This window comes from Amycolatopsis orientalis (genome assembly GCF_000943515.2).
Taxonomy (GTDB): domain Bacteria; phylum Actinomycetota; class Actinomycetes; order Mycobacteriales; family Pseudonocardiaceae; genus Amycolatopsis; species Amycolatopsis orientalis.
Genome location: NZ_CP016174.1, coordinates 288,813 through 314,768 on the forward strand (window position 1 = coordinate 288,813; position 25,956 = coordinate 314,768).

19 protein-coding genes and 3 pseudogenes are annotated in these 25,956 nt (G+C 68.2%); 8 read left to right on the plus strand and 14 right to left on the minus strand.

Annotated features, from left to right (window positions below; all coding sequences use genetic code 11):
• Positions 1-363: 363 nt before the first annotated feature.
• Positions 364-771, plus strand: coding sequence for a DUF3151 domain-containing protein (locus tag SD37_RS01380; protein ID WP_037306058.1), 408 nt, complete (start codon positions 364-366; stop codon positions 769-771).
• 68 nt (positions 772-839) lie between these two features.
• Here the strand turns inward: SD37_RS01380 and SD37_RS01385 are convergent, their stop codons facing one another.
• On the minus strand, positions 840-2,066 hold the full coding sequence (locus tag SD37_RS01385) for a lipase family protein (protein WP_044849316.1): 1,227 nt from the start codon (positions 2,064-2,066) through the stop codon (positions 840-842).
• Positions 2,067-2,200: 134 nt separating this feature from the next.
• On the opposite strand from SD37_RS01385, the gene SD37_RS01390 reads away from it, so the two are divergent.
• The gene (locus tag SD37_RS01390) at positions 2,201-2,782 is read left to right on the plus strand and encodes a TetR/AcrR family transcriptional regulator (protein WP_083254854.1); all 582 of its coding nucleotides are present in this window, start codon (positions 2,201-2,203) and stop codon (positions 2,780-2,782) included.
• Between the two features lie 13 nt (positions 2,783-2,795).
• On the opposite strand, the gene SD37_RS01395 is transcribed toward SD37_RS01390, so the two are convergent.
• The 3 genes from SD37_RS01395 to SD37_RS01405 all read right to left on the minus strand — a co-directional run bounded on the left by SD37_RS01395 (position 2,796) and on the right by SD37_RS01405 (position 7,197).
• The gene (locus SD37_RS01395) at positions 2,796-4,109 is read right to left on the minus strand and encodes a GGDEF domain-containing protein (RefSeq protein ID WP_083254855.1); all 1,314 of its coding nucleotides are present in this window, start codon (positions 4,107-4,109) and stop codon (positions 2,796-2,798) included.
• A 201-nt stretch (positions 4,110-4,310) separates the two neighbouring features.
• Positions 4,311-5,564 carry an MFS transporter gene (locus SD37_RS01400; protein ID WP_044849314.1) on the minus strand — a complete coding sequence of 418 codons (1,254 nt, stop codon included), beginning with the start codon at positions 5,562-5,564 and terminating at the stop codon, positions 4,311-4,313.
• A 502-nt stretch (positions 5,565-6,066) separates the two neighbouring features.
• Positions 6,067-7,197 (minus strand): LLM class flavin-dependent oxidoreductase, encoded by a 1,131-nt coding sequence (locus SD37_RS01405; RefSeq protein ID WP_044849313.1) that lies wholly within the window; start codon positions 7,195-7,197, stop codon positions 6,067-6,069.
• Positions 7,198-7,343: 146 nt separating this feature from the next.
• On the opposite strand from SD37_RS01405, the pseudogene SD37_RS01410 reads away from it, so the two are divergent.
• The 3 genes and pseudogenes from SD37_RS01410 to SD37_RS01420 form a co-directional block, all read left to right on the plus strand.
• Positions 7,344-8,600: pseudogene (locus tag SD37_RS01410) on the plus strand (FAD/NAD(P)-binding protein); the annotation flags it as partial.
• 129 nt (positions 8,601-8,729) lie between these two features.
• The gene (locus SD37_RS01415) at positions 8,730-10,010 is read left to right on the plus strand and encodes an IS701 family transposase (RefSeq protein WP_145926500.1); all 1,281 of its coding nucleotides are present in this window, start codon (positions 8,730-8,732) and stop codon (positions 10,008-10,010) included.
• Positions 10,007-10,669 (plus strand): annotated as a pseudogene (locus SD37_RS01420) (FAD/NAD(P)-binding protein); the annotation flags it as partial. The gene SD37_RS01415 and the pseudogene SD37_RS01420, both read left to right, overlap by 4 nt.
• Positions 10,670-10,686: 17 nt before the next feature.
• On the opposite strand, the gene SD37_RS01425 reads toward SD37_RS01420, so the two are convergent.
• The 8 genes and pseudogenes from SD37_RS01425 to SD37_RS01460 form a co-directional block, all read right to left on the minus strand.
• Positions 10,687-11,805 carry a glycosyltransferase gene (locus tag SD37_RS01425; RefSeq protein ID WP_044853505.1) on the minus strand — a complete coding sequence of 373 codons (1,119 nt, stop codon included), beginning with the start codon at positions 11,803-11,805 and terminating at the stop codon, positions 10,687-10,689.
• 10 nt (positions 11,806-11,815) lie between these two features.
• Complete coding sequence (locus SD37_RS01430) at positions 11,816-12,856, minus strand: LLM class flavin-dependent oxidoreductase (RefSeq protein ID WP_044853506.1); 1,041 nt, start codon at positions 12,854-12,856, stop codon at positions 11,816-11,818.
• Positions 12,853-14,430: a dipeptide ABC transporter ATP-binding protein gene (locus SD37_RS01435; protein WP_044853507.1), complete on the minus strand. Its 1,578-nt coding sequence runs from the start codon at positions 14,428-14,430 to the stop codon at positions 12,853-12,855. Before SD37_RS01435 ends, SD37_RS01430 begins: the two co-directional genes overlap by 4 nt.
• Positions 14,427-15,239, minus strand: a complete 813-nt coding sequence (locus SD37_RS01440) for an ABC transporter permease (RefSeq protein ID WP_044853508.1) — start codon at positions 15,237-15,239, stop codon at positions 14,427-14,429. The genes SD37_RS01435 and SD37_RS01440 overlap by 4 nt, the downstream gene beginning before the upstream one ends.
• A pseudogene (locus tag SD37_RS01445) lies at positions 15,232-16,182 on the minus strand (ABC transporter permease). Before SD37_RS01445 ends, SD37_RS01440 begins: the two are co-directional and overlap by 8 nt.
• The gene (locus SD37_RS01450; RefSeq protein WP_044853509.1) at positions 16,179-17,786 is read right to left on the minus strand and encodes an ABC transporter substrate-binding protein; all 1,608 of its coding nucleotides are present in this window, start codon (positions 17,784-17,786) and stop codon (positions 16,179-16,181) included. Before SD37_RS01450 ends, SD37_RS01445 begins: the two are co-directional and overlap by 4 nt.
• Before the next feature lie 583 nt (positions 17,787-18,369).
• On the minus strand, positions 18,370-19,008 hold the full coding sequence (locus SD37_RS01455) for a GmrSD restriction endonuclease domain-containing protein (protein ID WP_044853510.1): 639 nt from the start codon (positions 19,006-19,008) through the stop codon (positions 18,370-18,372).
• A gap of 294 nt (positions 19,009-19,302) precedes the next feature.
• A complete protein-coding gene (locus tag SD37_RS01460; RefSeq protein ID WP_236725252.1) occupies positions 19,303-19,983 on the minus strand; it encodes a hypothetical protein in 681 nt (226 codons plus the stop codon).
• 54 nt (positions 19,984-20,037) lie between these two features.
• Between SD37_RS01460 and SD37_RS01465 the strand changes: the two genes are divergently transcribed.
• The gene (locus tag SD37_RS01465; protein ID WP_044853512.1) at positions 20,038-21,324 is read left to right on the plus strand and encodes an adenylosuccinate synthase; all 1,287 of its coding nucleotides are present in this window, start codon (positions 20,038-20,040) and stop codon (positions 21,322-21,324) included.
• 70 nt (positions 21,325-21,394) lie between these two features.
• On the opposite strand, the gene SD37_RS01470 is transcribed toward SD37_RS01465, so the two are convergent.
• Entirely contained in the window at positions 21,395-21,892 is a 498-nt protein-coding gene (locus SD37_RS01470) for an OsmC family protein (protein ID WP_044853513.1), read from the minus strand.
• Between the two features lie 122 nt (positions 21,893-22,014).
• Between SD37_RS01470 and SD37_RS01475 the strand changes: the two genes are divergently transcribed.
• On the plus strand, positions 22,015-22,953 hold the full coding sequence (locus tag SD37_RS01475; protein WP_044854008.1) for a TIGR03564 family F420-dependent LLM class oxidoreductase: 939 nt from the start codon (positions 22,015-22,017) through the stop codon (positions 22,951-22,953).
• A gap of 80 nt (positions 22,954-23,033) precedes the next feature.
• A complete protein-coding gene (locus tag SD37_RS01480) occupies positions 23,034-24,251 on the plus strand; it encodes an MFS transporter (protein WP_044853514.1) in 1,218 nt (405 codons plus the stop codon).
• On the opposite strand, the gene SD37_RS01485 is transcribed toward SD37_RS01480, so the two are convergent.
• Positions 24,235-25,773 (minus strand): amino acid permease, encoded by a 1,539-nt coding sequence (locus SD37_RS01485; RefSeq protein WP_044853515.1) that lies wholly within the window; start codon positions 25,771-25,773, stop codon positions 24,235-24,237. The genes SD37_RS01480 and SD37_RS01485 overlap by 17 nt on opposite strands.
• Positions 25,774-25,956: the final 183 nt, after the last annotated feature.

Here is a 25,956-nt window from a genome sequence, read left to right on the forward strand (position 1 = left end):
GACGGGCATTCGGGGTCGAAAATCGGGGTTCACCCGTAGGGGTGGCGGAGTTGCGGCCGGCGTGCGAAGCAGGGCAAGGTGTGCCGCCATGATGCCGAAACGACTTGTCGCGGCGGTCCTCGTCGCCGCTCTGGTGCTCGCCGGTGGGGGCATTCTCGGGAGCCTGTTCTTCTAGTCACAGTGTTGCTGATCGCGCGCTGACGAAAGCTCGCCGAAGGGGCGCAGTTTCGTACTCCGGTCGAGTGGTTCGCAAAGGCGCCCCTTCATCGAGCTTTCGTGGCCTTCGGCCGAGCGAGGGCGTGCGATGTGAAGTCTCCGTCGGGCGCAGGGCGCCCTTGGGGAGACCGTTGGCAAGATGGGCGTATGACGAACCTCCTCGGCCCCCAGCCGACGCATCTCCCCGAGCACACCGCCGCGCAGGCGGCTCTGGACGCCGGGAGCGACCCGGCCGCCGTCGCCGCCGAGCACCCCGACTACAGCGAGGCGTGGGCCTCGCTCGCCGAGAAGGCGCTCGATGCCGGCGAAACCGTCGCCGCGTACGCCTACGCTCGTACCGGTTACCACCGCGGTCTCGACCAGCTCCGCCGCGCGGGCTGGAAGGGGCACGGTCCGGTGCCGTGGTCGCACCGCCCCAACCAGGGCTTCCTGCGTTCCCTCGCCGTCCTCGGCAAGGCCGCCGGCAAGATCGGCGAGACCGAGGAGTACGACCGCTGCAAGACCTTCCTCAGCGACTCGGATCCGGCCGCCGCGGAAGCCACCGGCCTCAAGTAGCGCGCTATGAAAGGTCCTTTCCTTGCAAATTTTGCAAGGAAAGGACCTTTCATGGCACTTGGTGACCCCTAGAACAGCCCGCAGTTCCCTACGGCCGGAAGCCTCGCGAAGCGCCCCTCAAGCCAAGCGAAAGCCTCCGGGAACGCCCGGATGGCCCCGCCGACGTGCGTCGGAACCAGCGAAGTCGAGAACTGCACCTTCGCGCCCTTCGCGCACCACGAACGCGCCATGGTCCGTCCCTGCGCGTAGGGGACGATGTCGTCGAGTGCACTGTGGACGACCAGCGTCGGCGCACCCGGCTTCCGCGCCCCGATGAGCTGCTCGCCGACCCGCGTCTTGTACGGCTCCTCGCCGAGATACGCGGTCAGCGGCCTGCCGTCCTTGGTCAGGTCCTTCGACTGGGTGAACGCGTGCGCGAAGATCGCGTCGCCGGTGCACTCCTGCTTGACCTTCTCGAACGCCTCGACGCCCTTCGCGTTCAGCAGGGCCGGGATGTTCAGCTCCGGATACGCCGCGTCCATGCTGACCAGCGTGAAGCCGAGGAATCCGAACGCGTAGTGCCCGTCGATGTTCTTGCCGACCTCGGCCAGATCCGCCGGGACGGCGCCCGCGTAGGAGCCCTTCAGTGCGAGTTCGGGGGCGTACGACGGCTGCAGTTCGGCGGCCGACGCCGACGCCCCGCCACCTTGCGAGTAGCCCGCGGTCGCGACCGGACCGCTGTCGGGGAGGTTCGCTTCGGGCAGCCGCTGTGCCGCGCGGATCGAGTCGAGGACGGCGTTGCCCTCGGCGACGCGGTTGACGTAGGTGTGGACGCCGGGGGTGCCGAGTCCTTCGTAGTCGGTGACGACGACGCCGTAGCCGCGAAGCAGCAGCCCGGCGATGAAGGGCCCTTCGTACTCCATGCCCGCGGAGAGGGCCTTCGACGGCGCGCACTGGTCGCCGACGCCCTGTGTCCCGGCGGCGTAACCGACGACGGGCCGCTCGCCGGGGCCGGTCCAGGCCTTCTTCGGGGTGAGGACCGTGCCGGTCACGGCGTTGGGCCTGCCGTGCGTGTCGGTGCTGCGGTACATGATCCGCTGGACGTCCGCGTCGGCCTTGATGAGTTTCACGGGATCTACGTAGAAAGTGGACGGTTCGTGCCGGATGATGTCGCCGGGAGCACCCGCGGGCAGCGGCGACGGGGGGTCGTAGAAGGACGGGGCGGCGCTGGCCTGTGGTGCCCCGAAGGTCAGCAGTGCCGCGACGGTGGCCGCTGAGACGGCGGCGGGCACACCACGCCGGGAACCTGGACGCATGCTTGCTCCTCGTTGAGCACAAACATTTTCGACAGGGATGTCGGAAAAGAGAGTCAGTGAGGTGGCGCACGATGTCAAGCCCCGCGCCGAGAGGGAGACCCCGCAAACTCCCGATCGGCGAGCAGCGCGCCCGGGTGCTGAGCTCGGCGGCCGGGGTCTTCGCGGTGCACGGCGCGCAGGCCGCGACGATCGAGCAGATCGCCCGGCGCGCGGGCGTGTCCCGCCAGGCCGTCTACGAGCAGTTCGGCGACCGCACGACGCTGTTCGCCGAGGTCGTGGCGGATATCGAGGAGCGGGCCTTCGAGGCGATCGGCGCACCCGCGCTCGACGTCTCGCAGCCCGAACTCCGGTCGTGGGCGCGCGGCAACTACGCCAACATGTTCGCCTTCGTCGCGGCGAATCCCGAGGCGTTCCCCGTGCTGCGTGAGGCGGAACGCCTGGGCGATCCGGCCCTCACCCGGCTGCGGGAACGCCTCGCCGGCGTCTACACCGAGGCGAGCAGGCAGCGCTGGGCGAGCCACGGCGTCGACTCGGGCCGCGCGGACAAGGCGCTGGTCACCCTGTTCTTCGCGATGACCGAAGCGCTCGTCCAGGCGAGCTGGGACGGCGAGCCGCCCGACGCGGACGCGCTCATCGACCTGCTCACCGAGTTCACCGTCGGAGGCGTGGTACGCCTTCGGACCGCGGCCGCCGACGTGATGGAAAGGCTGAAATAGCCCAGGACACGACTTACGCCGCGACGGCCTCCAGCAGGGGCTCTTCGACGGTCGTCGTCAGGTCCGGCGAAGACACGACGCGGTTGCGCCCGTTGCGTTTCGCCGCGTAGACCGACGCGTCGGCCGAGGCCATCACCTCGTCGATCGTCCGGCCGTCGAGCGGGAAGGTCGCGACGCCGACGGACGCGGTCCGCTGCTCGATGACCACGTGGTTGCCTTCGTTGTCCTGCGTCTTGATGACCATCTCGCTGATCCGCTGGCGGATGCGCTCGGCGACCGCGACGGACTCCTGCTTCGACGACGATGTCAGGAGCACGACGAATTCCTCCCCGCCGAACCGGCCGGCGAGGTCCTGCGTCCGGGTCTCGGCCTTGACCAGCGCCGCGACACCCTTGAGCACGTCGTCGCCCGCCAGGTGGCCGTAGGTGTCGTTGATGCTCTTGAAGTGGTCGAGGTCGATCATCAGCGCGCCGAACTGGCCGTTCTCGCGTTCGGCGCGGGCGACCTCACGGACGGCGCCCTGCTGCCAGGTGGTGGCGTTGAGCAGCTGCGTCTTCTGGTCGGTGGTGGCGAGTTCTTCGAGCTGCTTGATCAGCACCGAACGCTGCAGCAGGTACAGCGGAAGGAAGACGAGCAGGACGAGCACCGGCTGGTGCGGCAGCACGGCGAGCACCAGCGCGCCGATGCAGACCGTGGAGGCTTCGAGGATGTTGTCGTCCCAAGAGCCGAGGAGAGTCTGCACCGAAGCCTTCGTCGGCGCCGCGAAGTAGAGGCCGGTTCCGGTGAAGACGGCGTTCATCAGGAAGAAGGCCAGGCTGGCGGCGCAGATCGAGGTCACCGATTCCGGGGCGGCCCCGACCACCTGCACGGCCGCCCAGGCGGCGAACGCGGTGAGCGTCATCGATGTGGCGTTCGCCACAGTCCGGTGTGGATTGACCGTCCGGAGGCCCGCCCAGCTGCGGTATCCGAGGTGCAGATAGATCACGGTCACGAGAAGCGCGGTGAGCTGGGGCGGAAGCAGGATCGCGCCCGGCAGCACCCAGACCGACGTCATGTTGATGTGCGGGGTGACGCTCATGCTGCGCCGCTGCCGTTCGATCCGGCGGGTCGCCTCGGTGTGCGCGATCGCCAGCCCGGCGAGCAGGAAACACAACAAGACCTGCGAAGACGTGATGGAGATCGATGCGGCGAGGACCCCCGTCAGCGCCAGCATCGTCGCCACCGAGATCCCGGTGTAGGCGATCCAGTGTTTCGGCCTCTTCCACAGCTCCCACGTCGCTACCGTGAGAGCCGAACGATGTCCAGCGCGTTCCTCCGATGTGATCATCTTTCCCCCTGACTCTTGCGTCATTCTCCGAAACCCCCTACTTACCGACAGCTTCCACCGACTTGCGGGCTGTCGACAAGCTCCCTAGGTGTGTACTTTTCTCTGAGAGGCCGAGGGAAAGGTGCCAGCGATGGCCGGTAGGGATCAGTGAGCTGGGCGCGGGCCTGCGGGCCGCGCGAGTGAGCCGGCGCGTGGAACACCTCAATGTTCCGCGCGTGCGGCGTCTTTCTCCTGCCATCTGTCCGGGTTCTTGGTGAGGTTCCGCCACCAGCTCAGCGCCAGCGGGATCGTCAGCACCAATCCCGCAAGACCGAAGACGCCGACAGTCGACTGCGGACCGATCTGATCGGCGAGAATGCCGCCGATCAACGGGCTCACGCCCATCGTCGTGGTCAGCCCGGTGTTCGAAAGACCCATCACCTGAGCCCTGCTCTCGTCCGGCACCGCCAGCGTCAAGGACGCCGTCGCCTGCATGAGCGCGACAGTGCCGAAACCACCGCAGATCACGAACAACACGATCGACGACACCGGGCCCGGCTGCAGGAAGCACAGCAACAGCGGGATCGCCGTCAGCGCCGAAAGCGGCCCGATCAGCTTCGGCCGGATGTGCGCCGGGACCCAGCGCGAGTAGATGTACGCGCCGATCACACTCCCGAGTGGATCGGCGGCCAGCAGGAGCCCGATGACCTGGGGGCCGCCCCCTGACGCTTCGGCGTAGGGCGCCGCGATGCCCTCGTACACCGGGAGCAGGCCCATCAGCCAGGTGAACAGCAGCAGCGCCCGCAGGCCGGAGCTGGCGAAGATGATCTTCCCGCCCGAGCCGATGGAGGCGAAGAACGACTTGCGCTTCTCGCCCGTCGCCGCGGCGGGGCGCGCGGCCAGTCCCAGCCGGACGAACAGCGCCGAGATCAGGAACGTGACCGCGTCGAGCGCGAGCGCGATATGGGGTTCGAGCGCGGTCAGCAGGAAACCGCCGCCCGCGAAACCCGCCAGCTGTGCCGATTGGACGGTCATGCTGCGGACGGCCATGCCGACGACGAACCGGTCGCCTTCGAGGATCTGTGGCAGCAACGCCAGCTGGGCGGCCTTGAACGGCGGGTTCAGCAGCGAGACGGCGCCGACGAGGACGCACAGGACCCAGAACGGCAGCACCGGGACGGCGACGAGCGCGATCAGCGCGGCCCGCAGCAGGTCCACGACCACCATCACGGTCCGCCGGGGGAAGCGGTCCGCGAAGCCGGTGAGGAAGATGCCGCCGAGCAGCGACGGGGCGTAGGTCAGCGCGTAGGTGAGGCCGGTCAGGGTGGCGGAGCGGGTTTCGGTGAAGACGAGGACCGAGAGCGCGACCCTGGCGAGCTGATCGCCGAAGATCGAGAACAGCTCGGCGAACCAGAGCGAACGGAACTCGGCTACACCGAACACCTCGCGGTAAGTGACCCGTCCGGCCGAAGCCATGCTGCCCCCAATAGGGTCCTTATTACGCGACAAACTCGTGACCGAGAGTAACGCGGTCACGAGCTCGTCACGAAGCGTCATTCGTTCACGTAAGTGTCTCCTGACTGTTCGTGATTGGCTAGGTTCTTTCGCCGGGTTTCTGGAGTTAGAGATCTTTTTCGAAGGCGAACCGCCCGGCGCCGCCGGGATCGCCGTCGCCCGCGGCGATGTCCCGATAACCGATACCGCGGTCCAGACCAGCGGTTTTTGGCTGTTTCACGCCTGTCGTCAGGAAAATTCGGGCGCGGCCGCGTTGTCCGGCTTCGGATTCCGGCTCCGCGACGATGATCCGCGCGGACCCGTGCGGCCGGCGTGCGGAGTGGGGCCGATCCGCACTTCCGCTCCGCTGTGTGATCGCCGTTACGTTCGAAAGCGATGCGGAGGCTATCCGCCAAAAGGATGATCAATCCGCCGTCCGGTCGGGTGAACGGCTCGGCCGGATAGCGGTTGATCCCCGTGAGCGTCAGCCGTCGACCGCGAGGACTTCCCGGGCCGAGGCCGCCTTCGCGGCGTCGCGCTTGGCGACCTCTTCGCGCACGATCGGGATGACGTGGCGGCCGAAGTCGATCGTGTCGCCGAGCATGTCGTATCCGCGTGCGGAGAGGATGTCGACGCCGAGGTCGTAGTAGTCGAGCAGGGCCTGCGCGACGGTTTCGGGCGTGCCGACCAGCGCGGTGGAGTTCCCGGCGCCGCCGGTCGCGGCCGCGGTGGGGGTCCACAGCGCCCGGTCGAAGCGTTCACCCGCCGCGGCGACCGCGAGCAGCCGCTGCGAACCGGTGTTCTCCGGATTCGTGAGCGAATGCCGCCTGGTCAGCTGCCTGCCCCCGGTCGTCCTCGCCTTGATGGCGTCGACCGTGCGGTAGGCCTTCTCCCAGGCGAGTTCCTCGGTCGGCGCGATGATCGGCCGGAACGCGACCTGGATCCGCGGGACGTCGGTCCGCCCGGCCGCCTTCGCCGCGGCCTTGACGGCTTCGATCTGCTCGGCGGTCTGCGCGAGGGGCTCACCCCAGAGGCAGAAGATGTCCGCTTCGGCCCCGCCCGCTACGTACGCGGCCGGAGACGAGCCGCCGAAGGACACGCCTGGACGCGGTTGCTGCACAGGACGGACATCGAGGACGAAGTCAGCGAAACGGTAGTGCTCGCCTTCGTGATCGAAGGGCTCTTCGGACGTCCACGCCTGCTTCACGATCTGGATGTACTCACGCGTGCGTGAATACCGCTCGTCCTTCGTGAGGTAGTCGCCTTCGCGCTGCTGTTCGTGGTCGCTGCCGCCGGTGATGAAGTGGACGGTGAGCCTGCCGTCCGAGAGCTGGTCCAGCGTGGCGAACGTCTTCGCCGCGAACGTCGGATACGAGACGTTCGGCCGATGTGCCAACAGGATCTGGAGCTTGTCGAGCTTCGCCGCGACGTAGGCCGCCGCCTGCGCGGGATCGGGTCCGCTGGAACCGTAGGCGAACAGCACCCGATCCCAGCCGAACTCCTCGTGTGCCCGCGCGAGGCGCAGCGTGTAGTCCTTGTCGAAGACGCCGCCCGACCGCGGATGCGTCTCCGAACCGTCGTTGGTGCCTCCGATACCCAGGAATTCGACCGGCATCGTCCGTCCCTTCCGTTGACTTCCCCCGATCGACGAGTACGCCCGTTCTCTCAGCTGTGGCAACGAGTTCCGCTCCTTGAGAAGCCGCGCACGCGCCGGATCCCCGGCGTAGCTTCGACTTCGTGAGTACCGCGGACCTTCCCTTCGTGCTCGCGGTGGTCGGCGCCGGTCCGCGCGGGGTGGGTGTACTCGAACGACTCGGCGCGAACGCCGCCGAGCTGCTCGGTGAGCGGCGCCTGGTGGTGCATCTCGTCGATCCGTTCCCGCCCGGCGCCGGACGGGTCTGGCGGTACGGGCAGTCGCCGTTGCTGCGGATGAACTCCATGCCCGAGGACGTCACGGTCTTCACCGACGACACGGTGCGGATCGACGGTCCGGTCCGGCCCGGCCCTTCGCTGATCGAGTGGGCGCGGCTGGTCCGCGAGGGCGCGCTCGACGTCGGGATCGACGACAGTCTGCGTCCCGAACTCGAGGCACTGCGAAGTGATCACTTCCCGACGCGACGGCTGCAGAGCGCCTATCTCTCCTGGTTCCACCGCGAGGTCCTCGCGGGGCTCCCGGCGGGGATCGAGGTCGTCGAGCACCGGACCCGCGCGGTGCGGCTCGAAGACGGCGAGCCGCAGTCGCTGTGGCTGGAGGACCGTGCGGAACCACTCGAAGTGGACGCCGTCCTGTTCACCGTCGGTCATCTCGACGCCGAACCGGATCGGCGCGAGACCGAGCTCGTGGACTTCGCCGCACGCCACGGCCTCGCGTACTACCCGGCCGGCTACACCGCCGACGTCGACTACTCGGCCATCGAGCCGGGGGAAATCGTGCTGGTGCGTGGTTTCGGCCTGGCGTTCGTCGATCTGATGCTGCTGCTGACCGAAGGCCGTGGCGGCCGGTTCGAAGAACAGGCGTGCGGCGGGCTGAAATACCTTCCCAGCGGTGCCGAGCCAGTACTGCACATCGGTTCGCGGCGCGGAGTCCCGTATCACGCGAAGATCGGCTACCGGCTGCGCGGGAAACCGTTGCAGCTGCCCAGATTCTTCGACGCGCACGCCATCGAAAAGCTCTGCGCCGTCCCGGGGACTCTCGATTTCCGCCGCGATGTCTGGCCCTTGATCTCGAAGGAGATCGCCTGGGCCTACTACAGCGAACTGTTCACCGCCCATCCCGAACGGGTGCGCATGGATTTCGCGGTCTTCGCCGACGCCTTCGCGGACGCGGCGCCCGGTGAACTCGACGCGCTGGTGGCGCGTGCGGTCCCGGCGGCGGACGATCGGCTCGACCTGGACCGGCTCGACCGGCCGATGGCGGGCGTCCGGTTCGGCACCGCCGAGGAGTACGGCAAGGAACTGCGCGAATACGTCGAAGCGGATCTGAGCCGGCGGGCGGACGCCGAGTACAGCGCGGATCTAGTACTCCAGCTGTAGTTCGTGATGGTGCTGGGTGACCCGCTGAGATGGGTGCGGCCACCGCAGTGATCATGGGTGTTTGTGAGGACAACTCAAGATCGTGTGGTGGCCGCGGCTGTCAGCGTAGAGGTTGTGCGGTGGCAGGCGTTGCTGGGTGAGGGTTTAGGTCGTGTTGCGGGCCGGTTCGCGCGGGTGGAGCCGCGTCGGCGAGCGGGCCGGTTCGTGGCGGGCCTGTTGTCGGGGCTGTCGCGGGTGAATTGCTGGACGATCGCCGAGCGGGTCGGGGAACGGACCCCGGACGGGATGCAGCATCTGCTGTCGCGGGCGAGCTGGGATGCCGACGGCGTCCGTGATGACCTGCGTGGCTGGGTGCTGGAGCACCTCGCCGATTCGGATGCGGTGCTGGTCATCGACGAGACCGGGGATCTGAAGAAAGGCACCGAGACGGTCGGGGTGCAGCGGCAGTACACCGGCACGGCGGGGCGGATCGAGAATTCGCAGATGTCGGTGTTTCTGACCTATTCCGCGCGGCGTGGGCACACGCTGATCGACCGGGAGCTCTACCTTCCTCAGAGCTGGGCCGAGGACCCGGTGCGGCGGGAACGCGCGGGTGTCCCGGCCGGAACCGGGTTCGCTACGAAGTCGGCGCTCGCCTTGTCGATGATCATCCGTGCGTTGGACGCGGGCACGCCCGCGAAATGGGTGACCGGGGACGAGGCCTACGGCAAAGACGGCGCTGGGCTGCGGGATCCGCTCGAGACCCGGGAACAGGCCTATGTGCTGGCCGTGGCCTGTGACCACCGTGTTCCCGGCCCGAGCAACGTCCGCGTCGACGAGCTGGCCGGCCGGCTCCCGAAACGAGCGTGGCAGAAACTCTCCGCCGGGCCCGGCGCGAAAGGACATCGCTACTACCTCTGGACACGGATCCGACTGAACCCGGCCGGGAAATCCGGGCATCACTGGGCCTTGATGCGCCGGAACCAGCGGACCGGCGAGACCGCGTTCTACCGCTGCTACAGCCCGCATCCGGCGTCGCTGCCCGAGCTCGCCCGGATCGCGGGGCGCCGCTGGACCATCGAGGAAACCTTCCAGACCGGCAAAGAACTCACCGGCCTCGACCAGCATCAGGTGAGGACCTGGACCTCCTGGTATCGCTGGACCACCCTGGTCATGCTCGCGCACGCCTTCCTCGCCATCGCCAGCGCTCACGCCCGCGCCGACACCACCCCGGGCCTGATCTCGTTGACACGCAACGAGATCAGGCACCTCTACAGCAAACTCGTCATCGAACCGGCCTACACCACCATCGACACCCTGGGCTGGTCGCAATGGCGACGCCGACACCAGCACCGAGCCAAAACAAGCCACTACCAGCGACGACACCAAGATCACGATCTACAGCTGGAGTACTAGGTGCCTTCATGGCGTTGTTGTCGGTGATGGGCCAGCTACCCGCGCTGCTGCAGACCGGACGACTGGACGCGGCCTCGCAACTGTCCGATCTGGACGGCTGGTTCCTCGGCTTCTTCTCGTACTTCGCCAGCGGTCCGCCGCCGCGACGGCTCGAAGAGCTGCTCGCGCTCCAGGAAGCGGGCCTGGTTTCCTTCCTGGGCGCGGAAATGCGGGTGGTGGCCGATGAGGAGCGCCGGAGGTTCGTCGCTTCCGGCGCGAGCTTCCCCGGCGAGACCGAGGCGCGCACGTTCGTCGAGGCGCGGCTGCCGGAACCGAGCGTCACGCGGGCGTCCGATGTCCTCTTGCGACAGTTACGGGACGACGGCGGGATCGCCGAGGAGGTCGTGCTGGACAAGGTCACCGGTGACAGGCTGCTCGCGGGCCGGATCCACACCCGGGTCTCCGACGGCCGGATGCTCGACCGCGACGGCCGTGCGCACCCACGCCGGTTCGCACTCGGCCCGCATACGTCGGCGCGGTCCGCCGGGGCGTTCACGCGTCCCCGGACCAACGCGCTTCCCTTCCGGCAGAACGACTCCGTCGCCCGGGAGATCCTGCGCCTCGCCGCCGCTCGCTCGCGATCAGAGGGCGGAACGCAAGTGCACCCGGAGCGCGTTTAGCGGGCTAAACGCGCTCCTTAGCGCGCGGCGAACTCCTCCAGCCTCCGCACGACCTCGGCGGGCGACGGCATGGCGGCGATCTCATGCCGCAGCTTGGCCGCGACTTCACGCACCCGCCGGTCGTCGAGGAGCGTCTTGGCCCGCTCCTCGACGGCGTCCGCGGTGATCTGGTCGCCGACCAGTGCTCGCCCGGCGTTCGCCGCCTCCAGCGATTCGGCGTTGACGAACTGGTCCGCGCCTTGCGGCAGCACCAGTTGCGGCACCCCGGCCGACAGCGAGCCGAGTACGGTCCCGGTGCCGCCGTGGTGCACCACGAGATCGGCCCGCGGCAGGACTTCGGCCTGCGGTACGAATCCGGTGACGTGGACGTTCGCGGGCACCTCGCCCACGGCGGCCGGGTCCCCGGGGCCGCGCGCGACCAGGACGTCCACGGGCAGCCGGGAAAGGCCGTCGATCGCCGCGCGCAGCACGTCCATGGCACCGAAGGCGACCGTGCCCAGCGTCAGGTACACCAGCGGCCGGTCGCGGCCGTCGAGCCACGACGGGAGGGTGCCGGGTTCGTTCCAGGGCACCGGCCGCAGCCGGAAAAGCGTGGGGATGCCCGCCAGCTCCGGGTCGCGGAGGCTGTCCGGCCACAGGTCGATCCCGGCGTCGCCGAGCATCAGGTTGGCGGGGGTCGTGCCGTCCCACAGCGGCGCGAGCCGGCCGGCGGCGATCGCCATCAGTTCGGCGGGCATCGAGCGGCCGATGACGTGGGAGAGTACCGGGATCCCGGCCCGGCGGGCGGCGGTGGCGGCGCCGATGTCGCTCATCTCGTAGACGACCAGATCCGGCCGCAGCCGGGCGAGCAGCGGGGTCAGGTCGGCGATCGTGGCCTGCGGCAGGATCTCGCCGAACATGGTGAGGACGACCTCGATCGGGTTGTCCTCACCATGTCTCCGGGTCGCCTCGTCACTGGCGGTTTGGATCGATTCGCCGACCTTGTGAGTGTCGAAACCGAGCGCGCGGACTTTGTCCACGAAGGCTTCACCGGTACCGAAGAGCACCTCGTGTCCCGCGTCCCTGGCGGCGATCGCGAGCGGCATCAGCGGGTACAGGTGGCCATAGGCCGGACGGCACGAGAAGAGGATGCGCACGTGACCGAACCTACTGGTTTTCCCAAACCCGCGAGGGCAGTTCTTCGCGCACGATCGGGATGACGTCCGAGGCGAAGAGCTCCAGGACATCACGCGCCTCGTCCGACGTCAGCCCGTCGACCGAGACCGCCTGCACCTCGTGCCCGAAGGACGCGTGGTAGTCGCCGATCTTGTCGATCACCTGTTCCGGGCTCCCGACCAGCGCGGAACCGTTGGCGATCTTGTCCTCCAACGTGGTGAACTCCGACTTGTTGTGCCGGTACGCGGGTGTCTTCATCAGCGCCTCGAAGTACGGCCGGTAGCCGTCCAACGCCGCCTGCGACGTCTTGGCGACATACAACCCGCCCGCTCCCGAGCCGACGAGCGCGTCCGCCGGGTCGTGGCCGTGGTCGATCCATCGCCGCCGGTAGTGGTCGATCAGATCGGCGTACTTCTTCTTGGGATGGAAGCCGTTCGCGGTGAAGAGCGGGTCACCGAACTTCGCGGCCAGTTCGGTCGACTCGGTGCTCGACGCGCTTCCGTGCCAGATCCTCGGCCGCGCGTGGAACGGACGAGGCTGCGTCGTGACGTCCGTCAGCGGCGTACGGAACTCGCCGTCCCAGGTCACCCCTTCCTCCAGGAAGAGGCGGCGCAGCAAGGCGAACTTCTCGGCCTGGTATTCCCACTGCCGCTCTTCTTCGAGGCCGAACAGCGGGAAGTGCCGGGGATCGTTGCCCTTGCCGATCATCAGTTCCAGCCGTCCGCCGGAAAGCTGGTCCAGGGTCGCGTAATCCTCGGCGACCCGGATCGGGTCCAGCACGCTGATCACGGTCAGCGTGGTCAGCAGCCGGACGCGTTCGGTGCGCTCGGCGATCGCGGCCAGGATCACCGGTGGCGCCGAGGAGAGGAACGGCTCGCCGTGGCGTTCACCGACGCCGTACGCGTCGAAGCCCAGTTCCTCGGCGAACACCGCTTCGTCGACGACTCGGCGCAGCCGTTCGTGCTGGGTCGGCGTCTCCCCGGTCACCGGGTCGGGATGGTTCGCGACAAGGGAGAAGAGCCCGAATTTCACCGTGCCTCCAACGGTTTCCGGCCGGGGATCGCGGCGAGCAGCTCCCGGGTGTAGTCCGCGCTCGGCCGGTACAGGACCTCTTGCGCCGGGCCGAGTTCGACGAGTTCGCCACCGCGCAGTACGCCGACGGTGTCCGCGATCTGGCGGACCACCGCGAGGTCGTGCGAGATGAACAGGTAGGTCAACCCGAGTCCTTCCTGCAGGTCGACGAGCAGCCGCAGGATCTGCGCCTGTACCGAAACGTCCAGTGCGGAAACGGGTTCGTCGGCGACGATCAGCTCCGGGCGCAGGGCCAGTGCCCGCGCGATCGCCGCCCGCTGCCGTTGCCCGCCGGACAGTTCGGCGGGTTTGCGTTTCAGCACCGAGGACGGCAACGCGACCTGGTCGACGAGCTCCGCCGCTCGCGCCCGTCGCTCTGCCTTCGTGCCGACACCGAAAGCCCGCAGGGGTTCGGAGACGACGTCCTCGATGCTGAACTTCGGGTTCAGCGAGGCGTACGGGTTCTGGTACACCAGCTGGAACCGGCGCCGCAGCCGCCGCAGTTCCTCGCCGCGCAGCGCGGTGATGTCCTGGCCGTCGAACTCGACGGTGCCGTCGGTCGGGGTCTCCAGTCGCAGGAGCATCCGCGCCGTCGTCGACTTCCCCGAGCCGGATTCGCCGACCAGCGCGAGGGTTCGCCCGCGGGCGATGTCGAACGAGACGCCGTCGACGGCACGGACGGCTCCGAAGGTCTTTCCGAGCCCGCGGGCCGAGACGAGGATGTCGGACGACGGCGGCTTCGGTTCCCGCAGTGGCGTGTCGGAGAGGCTGGGCGCGGCGGCGAGCAGGTCGCGCGTGTACTTCTCCGACGGGGCGGACAGGATCTCGCCGGTGGTCCCCTCCTCGACGACGCTTCCCTGCGACAACACGACGATCCGCGATGCCCGATCCGAGGCGACGCCGAGGTCGTGCGTGATCAGCAAGATCGCGGTGCCCGCTTCCGCGGCGAGTTCTTCGAGGTGGTCGAGGATCTGCCGTTGCACGGTGACGTCGAGCGCGCTGGTCGGCTCGTCGGCGATGATGAGTTTCGGCCGCCCGGCGAGCGCCGCCGCGATCAGTGCCCGCTGGCGAAGGCCGCCGGACAGCTCGTGCGGATACTGCCGCGCCCGCGCCTCCGGATCGCTGATCCCCGCCTTGCGCAACAGCTTCACCGCCTCCGCGCCGGCACCGCGCCGGTCCGCCAGGCCGTGGATCAACAGGACTCCGGCGACCTGGTCGCCGATCCGGTGGACCGGGTTCAGCGAGACCGTCGGATCCTGTGGCACCAGCGCGATCTCACGTCCGCGCACGGATCGCCAAGCGCGGTCGGACAGCTTGGTGAGATCGCGGCCGTCGAAGGTGATCTCGCCGCGTTCGATCCGGCCGCCGCGCGGGAGCAGGCCGATCGCCGCGTGCGCCGTCGTGCTCTTGCCGGAACCGGACTCGCCGACCACCGCGACGATCTGTCCTTTGTGGATGGACAACCCCACGCCGTCCACCGCGGGCACGTTCTTGTAGGAAACCGCGAGATCCCGGATGGTCAGCAGTTCGCTCATCGCACGTCTCCTTCGATCGCCCGTGACAGCCGGTTCGCGGACAGCACCACGGCCGCGACGGTCAAACCGGGGAAGGTCGTCATCCACCAGGCGGTGGCCAGGAAGCCGCGGCCGCCCGCCACGAGCGAGCCCCACTCCGGCGTCGGCGGGGTGGCGCCGTAGCCGAGGAAGCTCAGCGCGGACACCTCCAGTACCGCGGTACCGAAGGTGAGCGTCGCCAGCGCGAGGACCGGACCGAGCGCGTTGGGCAGCACGTGCCGTCCGAGCACACCGGTCCAGCGCACGCCACCCGCCCGCGCCGCCTCGACGAACACGCCACTGCGGACGCGCAGCACTTCGGCGCGCATCAGCCGGGCGAACTGCGCGAGGTTGGCGACGCCGACGGCGATCGCGACGTTGGTCGTGCCGAAGCCGAGCGCGGTGACCAGCGCCAGCGAAAGCAGGATGGACGGGATCGCCAGCAGGACGTCGACCCCGCGCATGATCGCCGAATCGAGGGCGCCGCCCCGGAATCCGGCGAGCAGACCCAGCGCGGAACCGGCCGCCAGCGCCACGACGACGGCGATCACCGTCGCCTGCAACGAAAGCGCGGCGCCGTGCACCACGCGCGCGAAGATGTCGCGTCCGGTCTCGTCGGTGCCGAACAGATGCGCGAGCGAGGGGCCTTGCATCTTCTCGGCGGGGACGCCGGCGAGCGGGTCCTGACCGGTGAAGAGGCCCGGGACGAGTGCGGCGAGCAAGGCGAACGCGAGAACCGCGACCGCGACCACCAGGCCGGGTCGGCGGGTGCGCACGAGGACGTCAGGCATCGGCCTTCTCCCGGTGTTCGATCCGCGGGTCCAGCAGCGGATACACGAGGTCGACGAGCAGGTTGATCACGACGAACACCAGTGCCGCGAGCACGATCACCGCCTGCACCACCGGGATGTCCTGTGCGGTGACCGCCGACGACGTCACCCGCCCGAGGCCGTCGCGGGAGAACACCGTCTCGGTGATCACCGAACCGGCGATCAGGTTGCCCGCGACCACCCCGGCGATGGTCAGCGTCGGTACCGCCGCGTTGCGCAGTATGTGTCCGAAATGGACTCTTCACCGGCTGGCCCCTTTCGCCAGCGCGATCTCGGTGTAGGGCTCGGCGAGTTGCGTGCGGAGGCTCTTCGCCAGCACCTGCCCGATGATCGCGCCGGTCGGGATGGCGAGGGTGATCGCGGGCAGGATCAGCGACGCGAAACCGTTCGACCCCAGCGCCGGCACCAGCCGGAGCTGGAAGGAGAAGAACTGGATGAGCAGCAGCCCGACCCAGAAGGGCGGCAACGAGATCCCCAGTGGTGGCAGCGCGAGCAGGACGTTGCTCAGCCAGCGATGCCGGGTGTAGGTCCCGGCGATGGCGACCCCGCCGCCGAACAGGATAGCGAGCAGCAGCGCGAATCCGGTGACCGCGAGCGTCGGTGGCAACGCCGAGACGACCATGTCCGTGGCGTCGTCCCCGGTGGCGATCGAGCGGCCGAAGTCGCCCTGCAGCGCGGCGACCAGCCGTTTCCCGTACTGCACCGGCAAGGCGTCGTCGAGGCCGTATTCCGCCTTCGCCGCGGCGAGCTGTTCCGGCGTCACCGAGATCCCGGCCTCGCCGCCGCCCAGTTTCGCGCTGATCGCGTCGCCCGGCAGAAGGTAGAGGATCACGAAGGACACGGTGAACGCGGCCCACAGGACGAAGACCGCCTGAAGGATCCGACGGAGCAGGTACCTGGTCACGAGCCGGACACCCAGGCGTCGAACAGCTGCAGCCGGGACGACGCTTCGAAGCCGATGCCGTGCGCGTTCGGCCCGTGCGCCAGCACCTGCGTCAGTTCGAAGACCGGGGCCGAGTAGCCGTTTTCGATGATCGCGCGCTGCGCCTGCTCGGCCGCGGGCTTCCGTTTCGCCGGGTCCACAGTGGACGACTGCGCGTCGAGCGGCGCGTCCAGCGGGTTGCCCGGCGCGAGCTTGCTGCGGTTGTTCGCCTTGGTGGAGAACAGGTTGCGGAGGATGTCCGGATCAGCGCGCGTGGTGTTGTACCAGAGGTACTCGTACTCGCCGCTTTGCGTGATCTGCACGGTTTCGGCGGTGGTGTGCTGTTCGATCCGGAGATCGAAACCGATCTTGCGCAGCTGCTGCTGCACGAGCTCGAGCACGCTCTTGTTCTGGTTGAACACCAGGGAGAAGACCACCTTCGCGGTCAGCCGCTGGCCGTTCTTCGTACGGATCCCGTCGGGACCAGGCACCCAGCCCGCGCTCTCCAGCAACGAAGCCGCACCGGCCGGGTCGTAGGCGAGCAGTGGGGAGAGGTCGGCGTGGAACGGCGTGGCGGAGCCGAGAATGCTCGTGGCGGGCTTGTAGTTCGGTGTCAGCACGGTGTTCGTGACCTCGGTCCGGTTGATGCCCTTGACCACCGCCTGGCGGACCTTTTCGTCGGTGAGCACGCCCTTGGTGACGTTGGCGTGCAGGTTGAACACGATGCCGGGATTCGGGCGGACGGGTTCGGTGAAGCCGTTGCCGGTGAACTGCGGTTCGTCGACCGGCTGGACGTCGGTGATGGCGTCGAGCTGCGCGGAGGCGAGGCTGCCGGTGCGGACGCCGGGCTCCGGCACGACCTTGTACGCGATCTTGTCGAGGTACGCCTCACCCTGGTGCTTGAACAGCGACGAGCCCCACGCGTAGCCCTTGCGCTTGGCGACGACGATTTCCTGGTTCTGCTTCAGGCTTTCGAAGACGAACGGACCGGATCCGATCAGCCCGTCACCCTGGCAGCGCTGTTCGGCCGTCTTCTTGTACGCGGCGGGCGCGAGGATGCCGAGCGACATTGTCGAGCTGGCCTGCAGGAACTGCGCGCTGGGAACGGAGAACTCGACCTTCACCGTCTTCGGATCGACCACCGTCGTTCCTTTGTAGACGGCCAGATAGCCGGAGCCGAGCTGGGATTTCGGGCCGAGCGCCTTGATCCCGTCCAAGCTCGTCTTGACCGCGGCGGCGTCGACGGGGCTGCCGTCGGAGAAGGTCGCGCCGTCACGCAGGTGGAAGGTGAAGGCGGTCGAATCCGCGTTGCTCTCCCATTTCTCGGCGAGCCAAGGCTTGATCTCGCCGGTGGCGGGATCCTGATCGGTCAGCGAATCGACCAGCTGGCGGCCGACGTTGAGCGAGGCGTTCGTCCCGACCTGTTGCGGGTCCACGCAGTCCGGGCTCGACGAGATCCCCAGCCGCAGTGTGCCGCCGGGTTTGGGTGGGCCGGCGTCGGCGCCCGTCGTCCCACCGGCCGGGGAGCAGGCCGTGAGAACGAGGGCGGACAAGGCGAAAAGGGTTGTGGCGGCGGTACGGGACACCGGGTGGCCTCCAGCGGGGAACGGGGCGCGCTCGTGCTCGCGCCGACCCGATTCACGCTAATCACGGCCTTGAGGCCCGCCCACATACTGAGTTCGCCTCCCAACCCACGAAACGTCCCACCTTTCCGCTTGACAGTCCCGAAAGTCCGTGAAGGCCTCCTTCCCTGCTCTCAAGGCAGGGAACCGGCAAAGTCGATTGCCGCTGGTCAGTATGTTTTTGGTGCTTCGAGCCGGGCATCGCCGGCTGTCCGGAGGGGGCGGGCGGGCCCTGTATGTGTAGTTCTGCAGGAGGGTCGTGAGTGGTAATGAGCGTTCTAACGCTCATTGCCACTCACGACCCGGCCACAAAGCCGCGCAAAGCACCCAAATCGGGCACCACGATCTCTTTTCGTGTCCTCTATGGACAGTCAAGAACGAGCCGGGCCTCTTCGGCGAGCGCACCACCGGCTCCATCACGTCGCGTTTGCCTACCCCTCAAGAGAACCCGAATCGCCACTCGCGCCCCACCTGATCAGCGGTAATGCGACTTTGCCGGGACCCTGACCCTCAAGGCAGGGAAGGAGGCCTTCACGGACCGACCAGTTCAGCAGCGGTTGAGCATGTCCGTCAGCGCGGTCTTCTCGGCCGACTTGACGGTGAGCTTGTACTTGTACTTCACCGTGGTCCACATCTTCGCGTAGGTGCACCAGTAGCCGACGGTCGGCGGTTTCCAGGCGTCCGGCGACTTGTCGCCCTTCTCCTGGTTGACGTTGTCGGTGACGGCGATCAGCTGCGGTGCGCTGAGGTCGTTCGCGAACGCCTGTCGCTGGGAGGTGGTCCACGACGACGCCCCGGTGCGCCAGGCGGCCGCGAGCGGGACGACGTGGTCGATGTCCACATCGGACGCCGCGGTCCAGGTGGCTCCGTCGTACGGGCTGAACCAGCTGCCGGAGACGGCGGCGCAACTGCTGTCCTGCTGCACGTTCGTGCCGTCCCGCTTGAGCACGACCTCGCGGGTGTTGCAGCTGTTGCCCTGATCGGACCAGTGCGGGAACTTGTCGCGGCTGTACCCGGTCGACGAGCCGTCCGGTTTGACGGTCAGCGCGGCGAGCTGTGTCTTGGCGGTGTCGGCGGACGGGATGCCCGGCGGCGTGGCCTCGGCGACGCCGACGACGCCCGCCGAGACGATGGCCGAAACGGCGAGAACGGTGAAGGAGCGACGAACAGCAAGCGCAGTTGGCATATTGCTGCCTCCGTGTCAGGTTTGGGGACCTGGTCACCTTGAGGGACGGAAATGGCCCACGCAACACCGTCGAGTGACACCCTGCTGGACATTTGTGAACGACGAGTGACCAACACGCCGCATTTAGTCCTCTGGATGCGGTCCTTGCGCGGGCAACTACCGCATCCAGAGGACGAAACGCGCTGGTCGAGGGAGCGCGCGGGCAGGGGAGGCAGGCGTGAAAGGGGTCTGAGCGTCGCGCGAAAGTTTTTCGGAAAGTCCAGCGGAAGGTTCTGGGCCGAACGGGCGAACGGGCTAGGCGAGCCCGCGGACCAGCCGGAGATCCTCGGTGTGCCGGTACCAGGTCCACCGGCTCATCGCGCGGGGGTGGACGACGCCGTCGCTGCTCGGCCGGGTCGGGATGCAGCCGAGCTGGAACGCCCGCGCGTACTGCGTCGAGGGCCGTTTGAAGAGGGTCCCCTTGGTCACCCGGACCATCAGCCCCGGCCCGCTCGCGTCCGGCTCGACCTCGATCGAGCGCGCGGGCCCGCGCAGGACGGTGTGCTCGTCGCAGTAGGCCACGCCGCGCACCATGCCGACCACCCCGCGCCCGACCAGTACGCCGCCGGTGTCGTCCCGGATCAGCGGAACCGGATCGACCTCGCCGCGCAGGGCGAGCGCGAGGGCGCGCAGCGGCTGGGTCGGGAGGCTCCAGATGCGGGCGACGTCGGAGTCCGGCGAGGAGGGCACGAATCCGAGCGACACGCCGGAGAGCTGTTCTTTTCGCAACAGTCGAAGCGCGACCGCCGCCAGGTCGGCGTCGGTGCCCGCGACCACCAGATGATCGTGTTCGCCCAGCAAGGGGTCGATTTCCGCCTTGCCGGGACGGCTCGGGACGCGCACCATTTCGACGTCGTCGATGTCCGGGAGTGTGGGCTCGCCCTCTGGACAGACCACCACTATTCCGCGCACCCGAAGGCCCTCCGTTACGCTCATGCACCGGCATTTACCAGCGCCAAACCACAAGTCGCCGAACACCTGGAGTGTCACATGCCGGCCATCGTGCTGATCGGGGCCCAATGGGGGGACGAGGGCAAGGGCAAGGCCACCGACCTGCTCGGCGACCGCGTCCAGTGGATCGTGCGTTACCAAGGCGGTAACAACGCGGGCCACACCGTAGTCCTTCCCGACGGGCAGAACTTCGCGCTCCACCTCATCCCGTCCGGGATCCTCACGCCGGGCGTCACCAACGTCATCGGCAACGGCGTCGTCATCGACCCCGCCGTGCTGCTCGACGAACTCGCCGGGCTGGAAGAACGCGACGTCGACACCAGCAAGCTGCTGATCTCCGCCGACGCGCACTTGATCATGCCGTACCACGTCGCCATCGATAAGGTCACCGAGCGTTACCTCGGCAGCCGCAAGATCGGCACCACCGGCCGCGGTATCGGCCCCTGCTACCAGGACAAGATCGCCCGCGTCGGCGTCCGCGTCCAGGACCTGCTCGACGAGAAGATCTTCCGGCAGAAGGTCGAATCGGCACTGGAGTTCAAGAACCAGGTGCTGGTCAAGGTCTACAACCGCAAGGCGCTCGACGCCGACCAGGTCGCCGACGAGGTGCTGGCCGCCGGCGAGAAGTTCGCGCACCGCATCGCCGACACGCGCCTGCAGCTCAACCAGGCCCTCGAACGCGGCGAGACGGTGCTGCTCGAAGGCTCGCAGGGCACGCTGCTCGACGTCGACCACGGCACCTACCCGTTCGTGACGTCGTCGAACCCGACGTCCGGCGGCGCGAGCGCGGGTTCGGGCATCGGCCCCGGCAAGATCACCACCGTCCTGGGCATCCTCAAGGCGTACACCACGCGTGTCGGCTCCGGCCCGTTCCCGACCGAGCTGGACGACGAGTCCGGCGAGTACCTGCGCAAGCAGGGCGGCGAGTTCGGCGTCACCACCGGCCGCTCCCGGCGCACCGGCTGGTTCGACGCGGTCATCGCGCGCTACGCGGTGCGGGTCAACGGCATCACCGACTACTTCCTCACCAAGCTGGACGTGCTGTCCGGGCTGGAGAAGGTGCCGGTGTGCGTCGGCTACGAGGTCGACGGGTTCCGCACCTACGACATGCCGATGACCCAGACCGACGTGCACCACGCGCTGCCGATCTACGAAGAGCTGCCGGGCTGGTTCGAGGACATCTCGGGCTGCCGCAGCTTCGAGGAGCTGCCCGCGAACGCGCGGGCCTACGTCGAGCGGCTCGAAGAGCTTTCGGGCGCGCGGATCTCGGCGATCGGCGTGGGGCCGGGCCGGGAGCAGACGATCGTGCGGCACGAGTTCGTCTGACGCCCCTTACGCGTGCCATGAAAGGTCCTTTCCTTGCAAAATTTGCAAGGAAAGGACCTTTCATGGCGTCTCAAGCGACCGAGGTCTTGACCGGAGTCTCGTTCCGGAACAGGTCCAAAACCGGGCAGTGCTCGTCCACCTGCCGCTTCAGGTCTTCGTAGACCTCCGCCCCGGCGGGCCCGCTCAGCTCGACCGAAACCCGCACCTCGCCGAAACCGGGCCGCGTCGACTCCGAGAACCCGAAGAACCCGTGCAGGTCGATGTCGCCGTCCACGGTCACCTTGACCCCGTCGAGCGGTACCCCGAGCTTCGCCGCCCAGAACTGGTACGTGATCACCTGGCACGAACCGAGCGCGGCGAGCGCGTACTCGACCGGGTTCGCGGCGGTGTCGGTACCGCCCAGCGCGGCCGGTTCGTCGACGGTGAGCGAGTGGTCGCGCACGCGGACGTCCACCCGCGTCGCGGTTCCGGGGATCAACGCGTTGGCGACGCTGAACGAAACGGCGGCGTTGCGCGGGTCGGCGTCGACGGCGGTCTTGGTTCCTTCGATGACATCGGTCAGCGACATCGGGTCACTCCAGGATCGAGGTGTCGGACGCCGCCCAGAGTGGGCCACCCCGGGAAACCGCGCGCGTGTTCTCAGCTGGTGAACACCGAAATATCCTTTGGACAGCGCGGTTAGCGTTGAACATGACCATCGGAGTTGCCCTCCCGTCCGGGGACACCGCGAACGCCGTCAACATCGTCGACGAACTCGTCACGCAGACAGCTCAAGCCGCCGAGGCCGGCCTGACATCGGTCTGGTTCTCCCAGCAGATGGAGCACGACGCCATCACCGTCGCCGCCCTCGCGGGCCGCGCCGTGCCGGGGATCGCCGTCGGGACCGGCGTCGTCCCGATCTACCCTCGGCATCCGCTGCTGATCGCCGGTCTCGCGCAGACGGCGCAGGCCGCGACAGGCGGCCGGTTCGTCCTCGGCCTCGGTACCGGCGCGAAGAACTGGCTCGAACCGGCGTACGGCGTCGAGTATCCGCCGCCGATCAAGCACCTTCGCGAGTACCTCACGATCCTTCGCCAGGTGCTCGACGACGGCGAGATCGACTTCCAGGGCGAGACGGTCAGCGCGCACGCCAAGGGTTTCGGGGCTTCGGTGCGGGTCGCCGGATCCTCGGACATCCCGCTGATCATCGCCGCGATGGGACGGCAGGCGCTGCGCGTCACCGGCGAACTCGCCGACGGCACGATCCCGTTCCTCGCCGGGCCGAAGGCGCTTTCCCGGCTGATCGTCCCGGAGATCACCAAGGCCGCCGCGGGCCGTCCGGCGCCGCGGATCATCGCGATGGTGCCGGTGGTGGTGACCGACGACCCCGACGACGTCCGCGCCATCGTCGACCGGCAGTACGCCTTCTTCCGCGACATTCCCTCCTACCGCGCCATTTTCGACGCGCAGGGCGTGGATTCCGCCGGGGACCTGGTGATCGCCGGGGACGAGGAGACCGTCGCCGCCGAGATCCGCCGGTACTTCGACGCCGGGGCGACAGAGGTCGTCGCGACCCAGGCGGGCACCCGGGGCACGGAGGAGCGGCTCCGCACCTGGCGCGTTCTCGGAGACCTCGCCAAGGGCCGATGAATCCTCAGGACCAGTGGCCTTGCTCACAGCGTTCGGATTGTGCATACTCGTGCGCATAGCGAACACAGCTGGAGGTCCCCATGTCCCCTGCCACGGCCCGTTCGTGGGTGGTCCCGCTCGCCTGGACGGCGGTGCTGCTCGACGGATTCGACCTGGTCGTCCTGGGTACGGTGCTGCCCGCGCTGCTCCGTGACCACGTCTGGGGCCTGACCCCCGGTACGGCGTCGGTGATCTCGACGTTCGGGCTGATCGGCATGATGATCGGCGCGATGGCGATCGGCACGATCACCGACGTCATCGGCAGGCGGAAGGCGCTGATCATCGCGGTCGGCGCCTTCTCGGTGTGCACCGCGCTGTGCGCGATCGCGCCGTCCGCGTTCTTCTTCGGGCTGTTCCGCTTCCTCGCCGGGCTCGGCCTCGGTGGCTGTCTCCCGACGGCGATCGCGCTGGTCACCGAGTACGCGCGCAAGGGAAGGGGCGGCAGCGCCACCACCACGGTGATGACCGGCTACCACGTCGGCGCGGTGCTCACCGCCCTGCTCGGCATCTGGCTGATCCAGCCGCTCGGCTGGCGCGCGATGTTCGTCGCCGGCGCGTTGCCCGCACTCGTCCTGGTCCCGCTGATGATCAAGTACCTGCCCGAATCCGAGTCCTTCGAGCGGGCGCGGGAGACGCAGGAGAAGTCGGCGGCGGAGGTCGTCGGCGGGCTGTTCCGGGGCGGTCTGCTGCGGGCCACCCTCGCGTTCTGGGTGACGTCGTTCATGGGGCTGCTGCTGGTCTACGGGCTCAACACCTGGCTGCCGGAGATCATGCGCCAGGCCGGCTACCCGCTCGGCGCGGCGCTCGGGCTGCTGCTCACGCTGAACCTCGGCGGGGTCGCCGGTCTGCTCATCGCGGGTCGCGTGGCGGACAAGGTCGGCGTGCGGCCGTCGGTGATCGCCTGGTTCCTCGGGGCGGCGGTCTTCCTCGCCTTGCTGAGCGTGAAGCTGCCCGCGGCCGGTCTGTACGTCGCCGTGTTCCTCACCGGCGGGTTCGTGTTCAGCGCGCAGGTTCTCGTGTACGCCTACATCGGCAAGACGTACCCGGCCGCCATGCGCGCCACCGGAATCGGCTGGGCGGCCGGGGTGGGCCGGGTCGGCGCGATCTGCGGCCCGATCCTCGGCGGTGCCCTGCTGAGCGCGGGTATCGCGTATCCCTGGGGCTTCTACGCCTTCGCCGCGGTCGGTGGGCTGGGCGCGGCCGCGGTGACCGGAGTCCGCGTCGGCCGCGCCCAGGAGACCGTTACCCGAGTTCCTTGAGTTCCCGTTCCACGGCGGCGAGTTCCTCTTCGGAACCTTGGACCTTCGGACCTGTGAACCACTTGCGTGCCGAGGCGAACCACCACACCGCGGCACCACCGAGGACGACGAGGAAGGCGATCGGCGTGTAGTTGAAACTGTCGATGGTGACCGGTGATCCCTGCGGGAGCATGAACAGCACGAAGATGAAGCAGACCCAGATGGTCGCGACGATGCCGATCGGCTTGCCCCACCGGCCGAGGTTCCACGGCCCCGGTTCGAAGTCGTCGCCCTTGCGCACCCGCAAGAACACCGGGATCACGTAGGCCACGTAGAGGCCGACGACCGCGATCGAGGTCACCGCCGCGTAGGCGGTCGCGCTCCAGAGGTACGGCAGGGCCAGCAGGAGCGCGCCGCCGGCGGCCAGCCACACCGCGTTGGTCGGTGTCTGGGTCCGCTTGTTGATGCGGTGCCAGAACTTCGAACCGGGGATCGCGCCGTCACGGGCGAAGGCGTAGATCATCCGTGAGTTCGCGGTCACCGACGCCATCCCGCAGAACAACTGCGCGCCGATGCAGATCAGCAACAGGAACTTGCCGGTCGTCGCGCCGGTGGCGTCGATGAAGATCTGCGCGGGCGGCACCCCGGTTTCCGAGCCGACGGCGCCTTCGTAGTCCTGGATCGCGAAGGTGAGGCCTATCAGCAGGACCCAGCCGGCGACCAGTGAGACGAGGATCGAGTTGATGATGCCGCGCGGCCCGGCCTTCGCCGCGTTCTTGGTCTCTTCGGTCATATGCGCCGAGGCGTCGTACCCGGTCAACGTGTACTGCGCGACGAGCAAGCCCAGTAAGAAGACGTAGACCGGTGACGCCCAGCCGGTGTTGTTCACGAACTCGCCGAAGACGAACGACGCGTCCTGGTGCTTCGCGGGCACGATGATCAGCACGCCGACGATGACCAGCACCCCGACCAGATGCCACCACACGCTGATGCTGTTCAGCAGCGCCACGATCTTGACGCCGAAGGTGTTCAGCAGGCCGTGGATCAGCAGGATGATCGCCAGCAGCAGGATCGTGTGGCCCGGCGTCGCCTCGAAGCCGAACTGCAGGTCGAGGAAGGCGTTGAGGAACAGCGCCGCACCGAAGTCGATGCCCGCGGTGACCGCGATCTGCCCGATGAGGTTGAACCAGCCGGTGAACCACGACCACGCCGCACCGTTGCGCGGGGCGAGTTTCGCGGCCCAGTAGTAGAGGCCGCCCGCCGTCGGATAGCTGGAGCAGACCTCGGCCATGCCCAGCCCGACGAGGATGACGAACAGGCCGACCAGCGGCCAGCCCCAGATCATCGCGGCGGGACCGCCGGTCTTCATGCCGAACCCGTAGAGGGTCAGGCAGCCGGAGAGGATCGAGATGATGGTGAAGGAGACGGCGAAGTTGGAGAAGGTCGACATCGTGCGCCGGAGTTCCTGCGCGTAGCCGAGCTGGTGGAGCCGGGCACTGTCTTCGTCGGCGGGTTCGGCGGCCTGCTTGGCTGAGACATCCATCGGGCACCCACTTAAAAGGTATGCGGACAGACCATTGAGATCCGCCGAAATTAGGCCCGCCGACCTGGGCGTGTCAAGACCCCGTTAAGACCGAACCCCCGCCGGATGTCATAAGGGGTCCCCATCGGACCGAATTTGTCCGATGGGGACCCCTCATGACACTTCAGGCGGTCGCGCCCGGCC

What these genes read in the sequence shown, in the direction of transcription:
- SD37_RS01380 (WP_037306058.1), top strand. Translation starts at nt 364, where the DNA reads ATGACGAACCTCCTCGGCCCCCAGCCGACGCATCTCCCCGAGCACACC.
- SD37_RS01385 (WP_044849316.1), bottom strand. Translation starts at nt 2,066, where the DNA reads ATGCGTCCAGGTTCCCGGCGTGGTGTGCCCGCCGCCGTCTCAGCGGCC.
- SD37_RS01395 (WP_083254855.1), bottom strand. Translation starts at nt 4,109, where the DNA reads ATGATCACATCGGAGGAACGCGCTGGACATCGTTCGGCTCTCACGGTA.
- SD37_RS01400 (WP_044849314.1), bottom strand. Translation starts at nt 5,564, where the DNA reads ATGGCTTCGGCCGGACGGGTCACTTACCGCGAGGTGTTCGGTGTAGCC.
- SD37_RS01405 (WP_044849313.1), bottom strand. Translation starts at nt 7,197, where the DNA reads ATGCCGGTCGAATTCCTGGGTATCGGAGGCACCAACGACGGTTCGGAG.
- SD37_RS01435 (WP_044853507.1), bottom strand. Translation starts at nt 14,430, where the DNA reads ATGAGCGAACTGCTGACCATCCGGGATCTCGCGGTTTCCTACAAGAAC.
- SD37_RS01440 (WP_044853508.1), bottom strand. Translation starts at nt 15,239, where the DNA reads ATGCCTGACGTCCTCGTGCGCACCCGCCGACCCGGCCTGGTGGTCGCG.
- SD37_RS01455 (WP_044853510.1), bottom strand. Translation starts at nt 19,008, where the DNA reads ATGCCAACTGCGCTTGCTGTTCGTCGCTCCTTCACCGTTCTCGCCGTT.
- SD37_RS01460 (WP_236725252.1), bottom strand. Translation starts at nt 19,983, where the DNA reads ATGAGCGTAACGGAGGGCCTTCGGGTGCGCGGAATAGTGGTGGTCTGT.
- SD37_RS01465 (WP_044853512.1), top strand. Translation starts at nt 20,038, where the DNA reads ATGCCGGCCATCGTGCTGATCGGGGCCCAATGGGGGGACGAGGGCAAG.
- SD37_RS01470 (WP_044853513.1), bottom strand. Translation starts at nt 21,892, where the DNA reads ATGTCGCTGACCGATGTCATCGAAGGAACCAAGACCGCCGTCGACGCC.
- SD37_RS01475 (WP_044854008.1), top strand. Translation starts at nt 22,015, where the DNA reads ATGACCATCGGAGTTGCCCTCCCGTCCGGGGACACCGCGAACGCCGTC.
- SD37_RS01480 (WP_044853514.1), top strand. Translation starts at nt 23,034, where the DNA reads ATGTCCCCTGCCACGGCCCGTTCGTGGGTGGTCCCGCTCGCCTGGACG.
- SD37_RS01485 (WP_044853515.1), bottom strand. Translation starts at nt 25,773, where the DNA reads ATGGATGTCTCAGCCAAGCAGGCCGCCGAACCCGCCGACGAAGACAGT.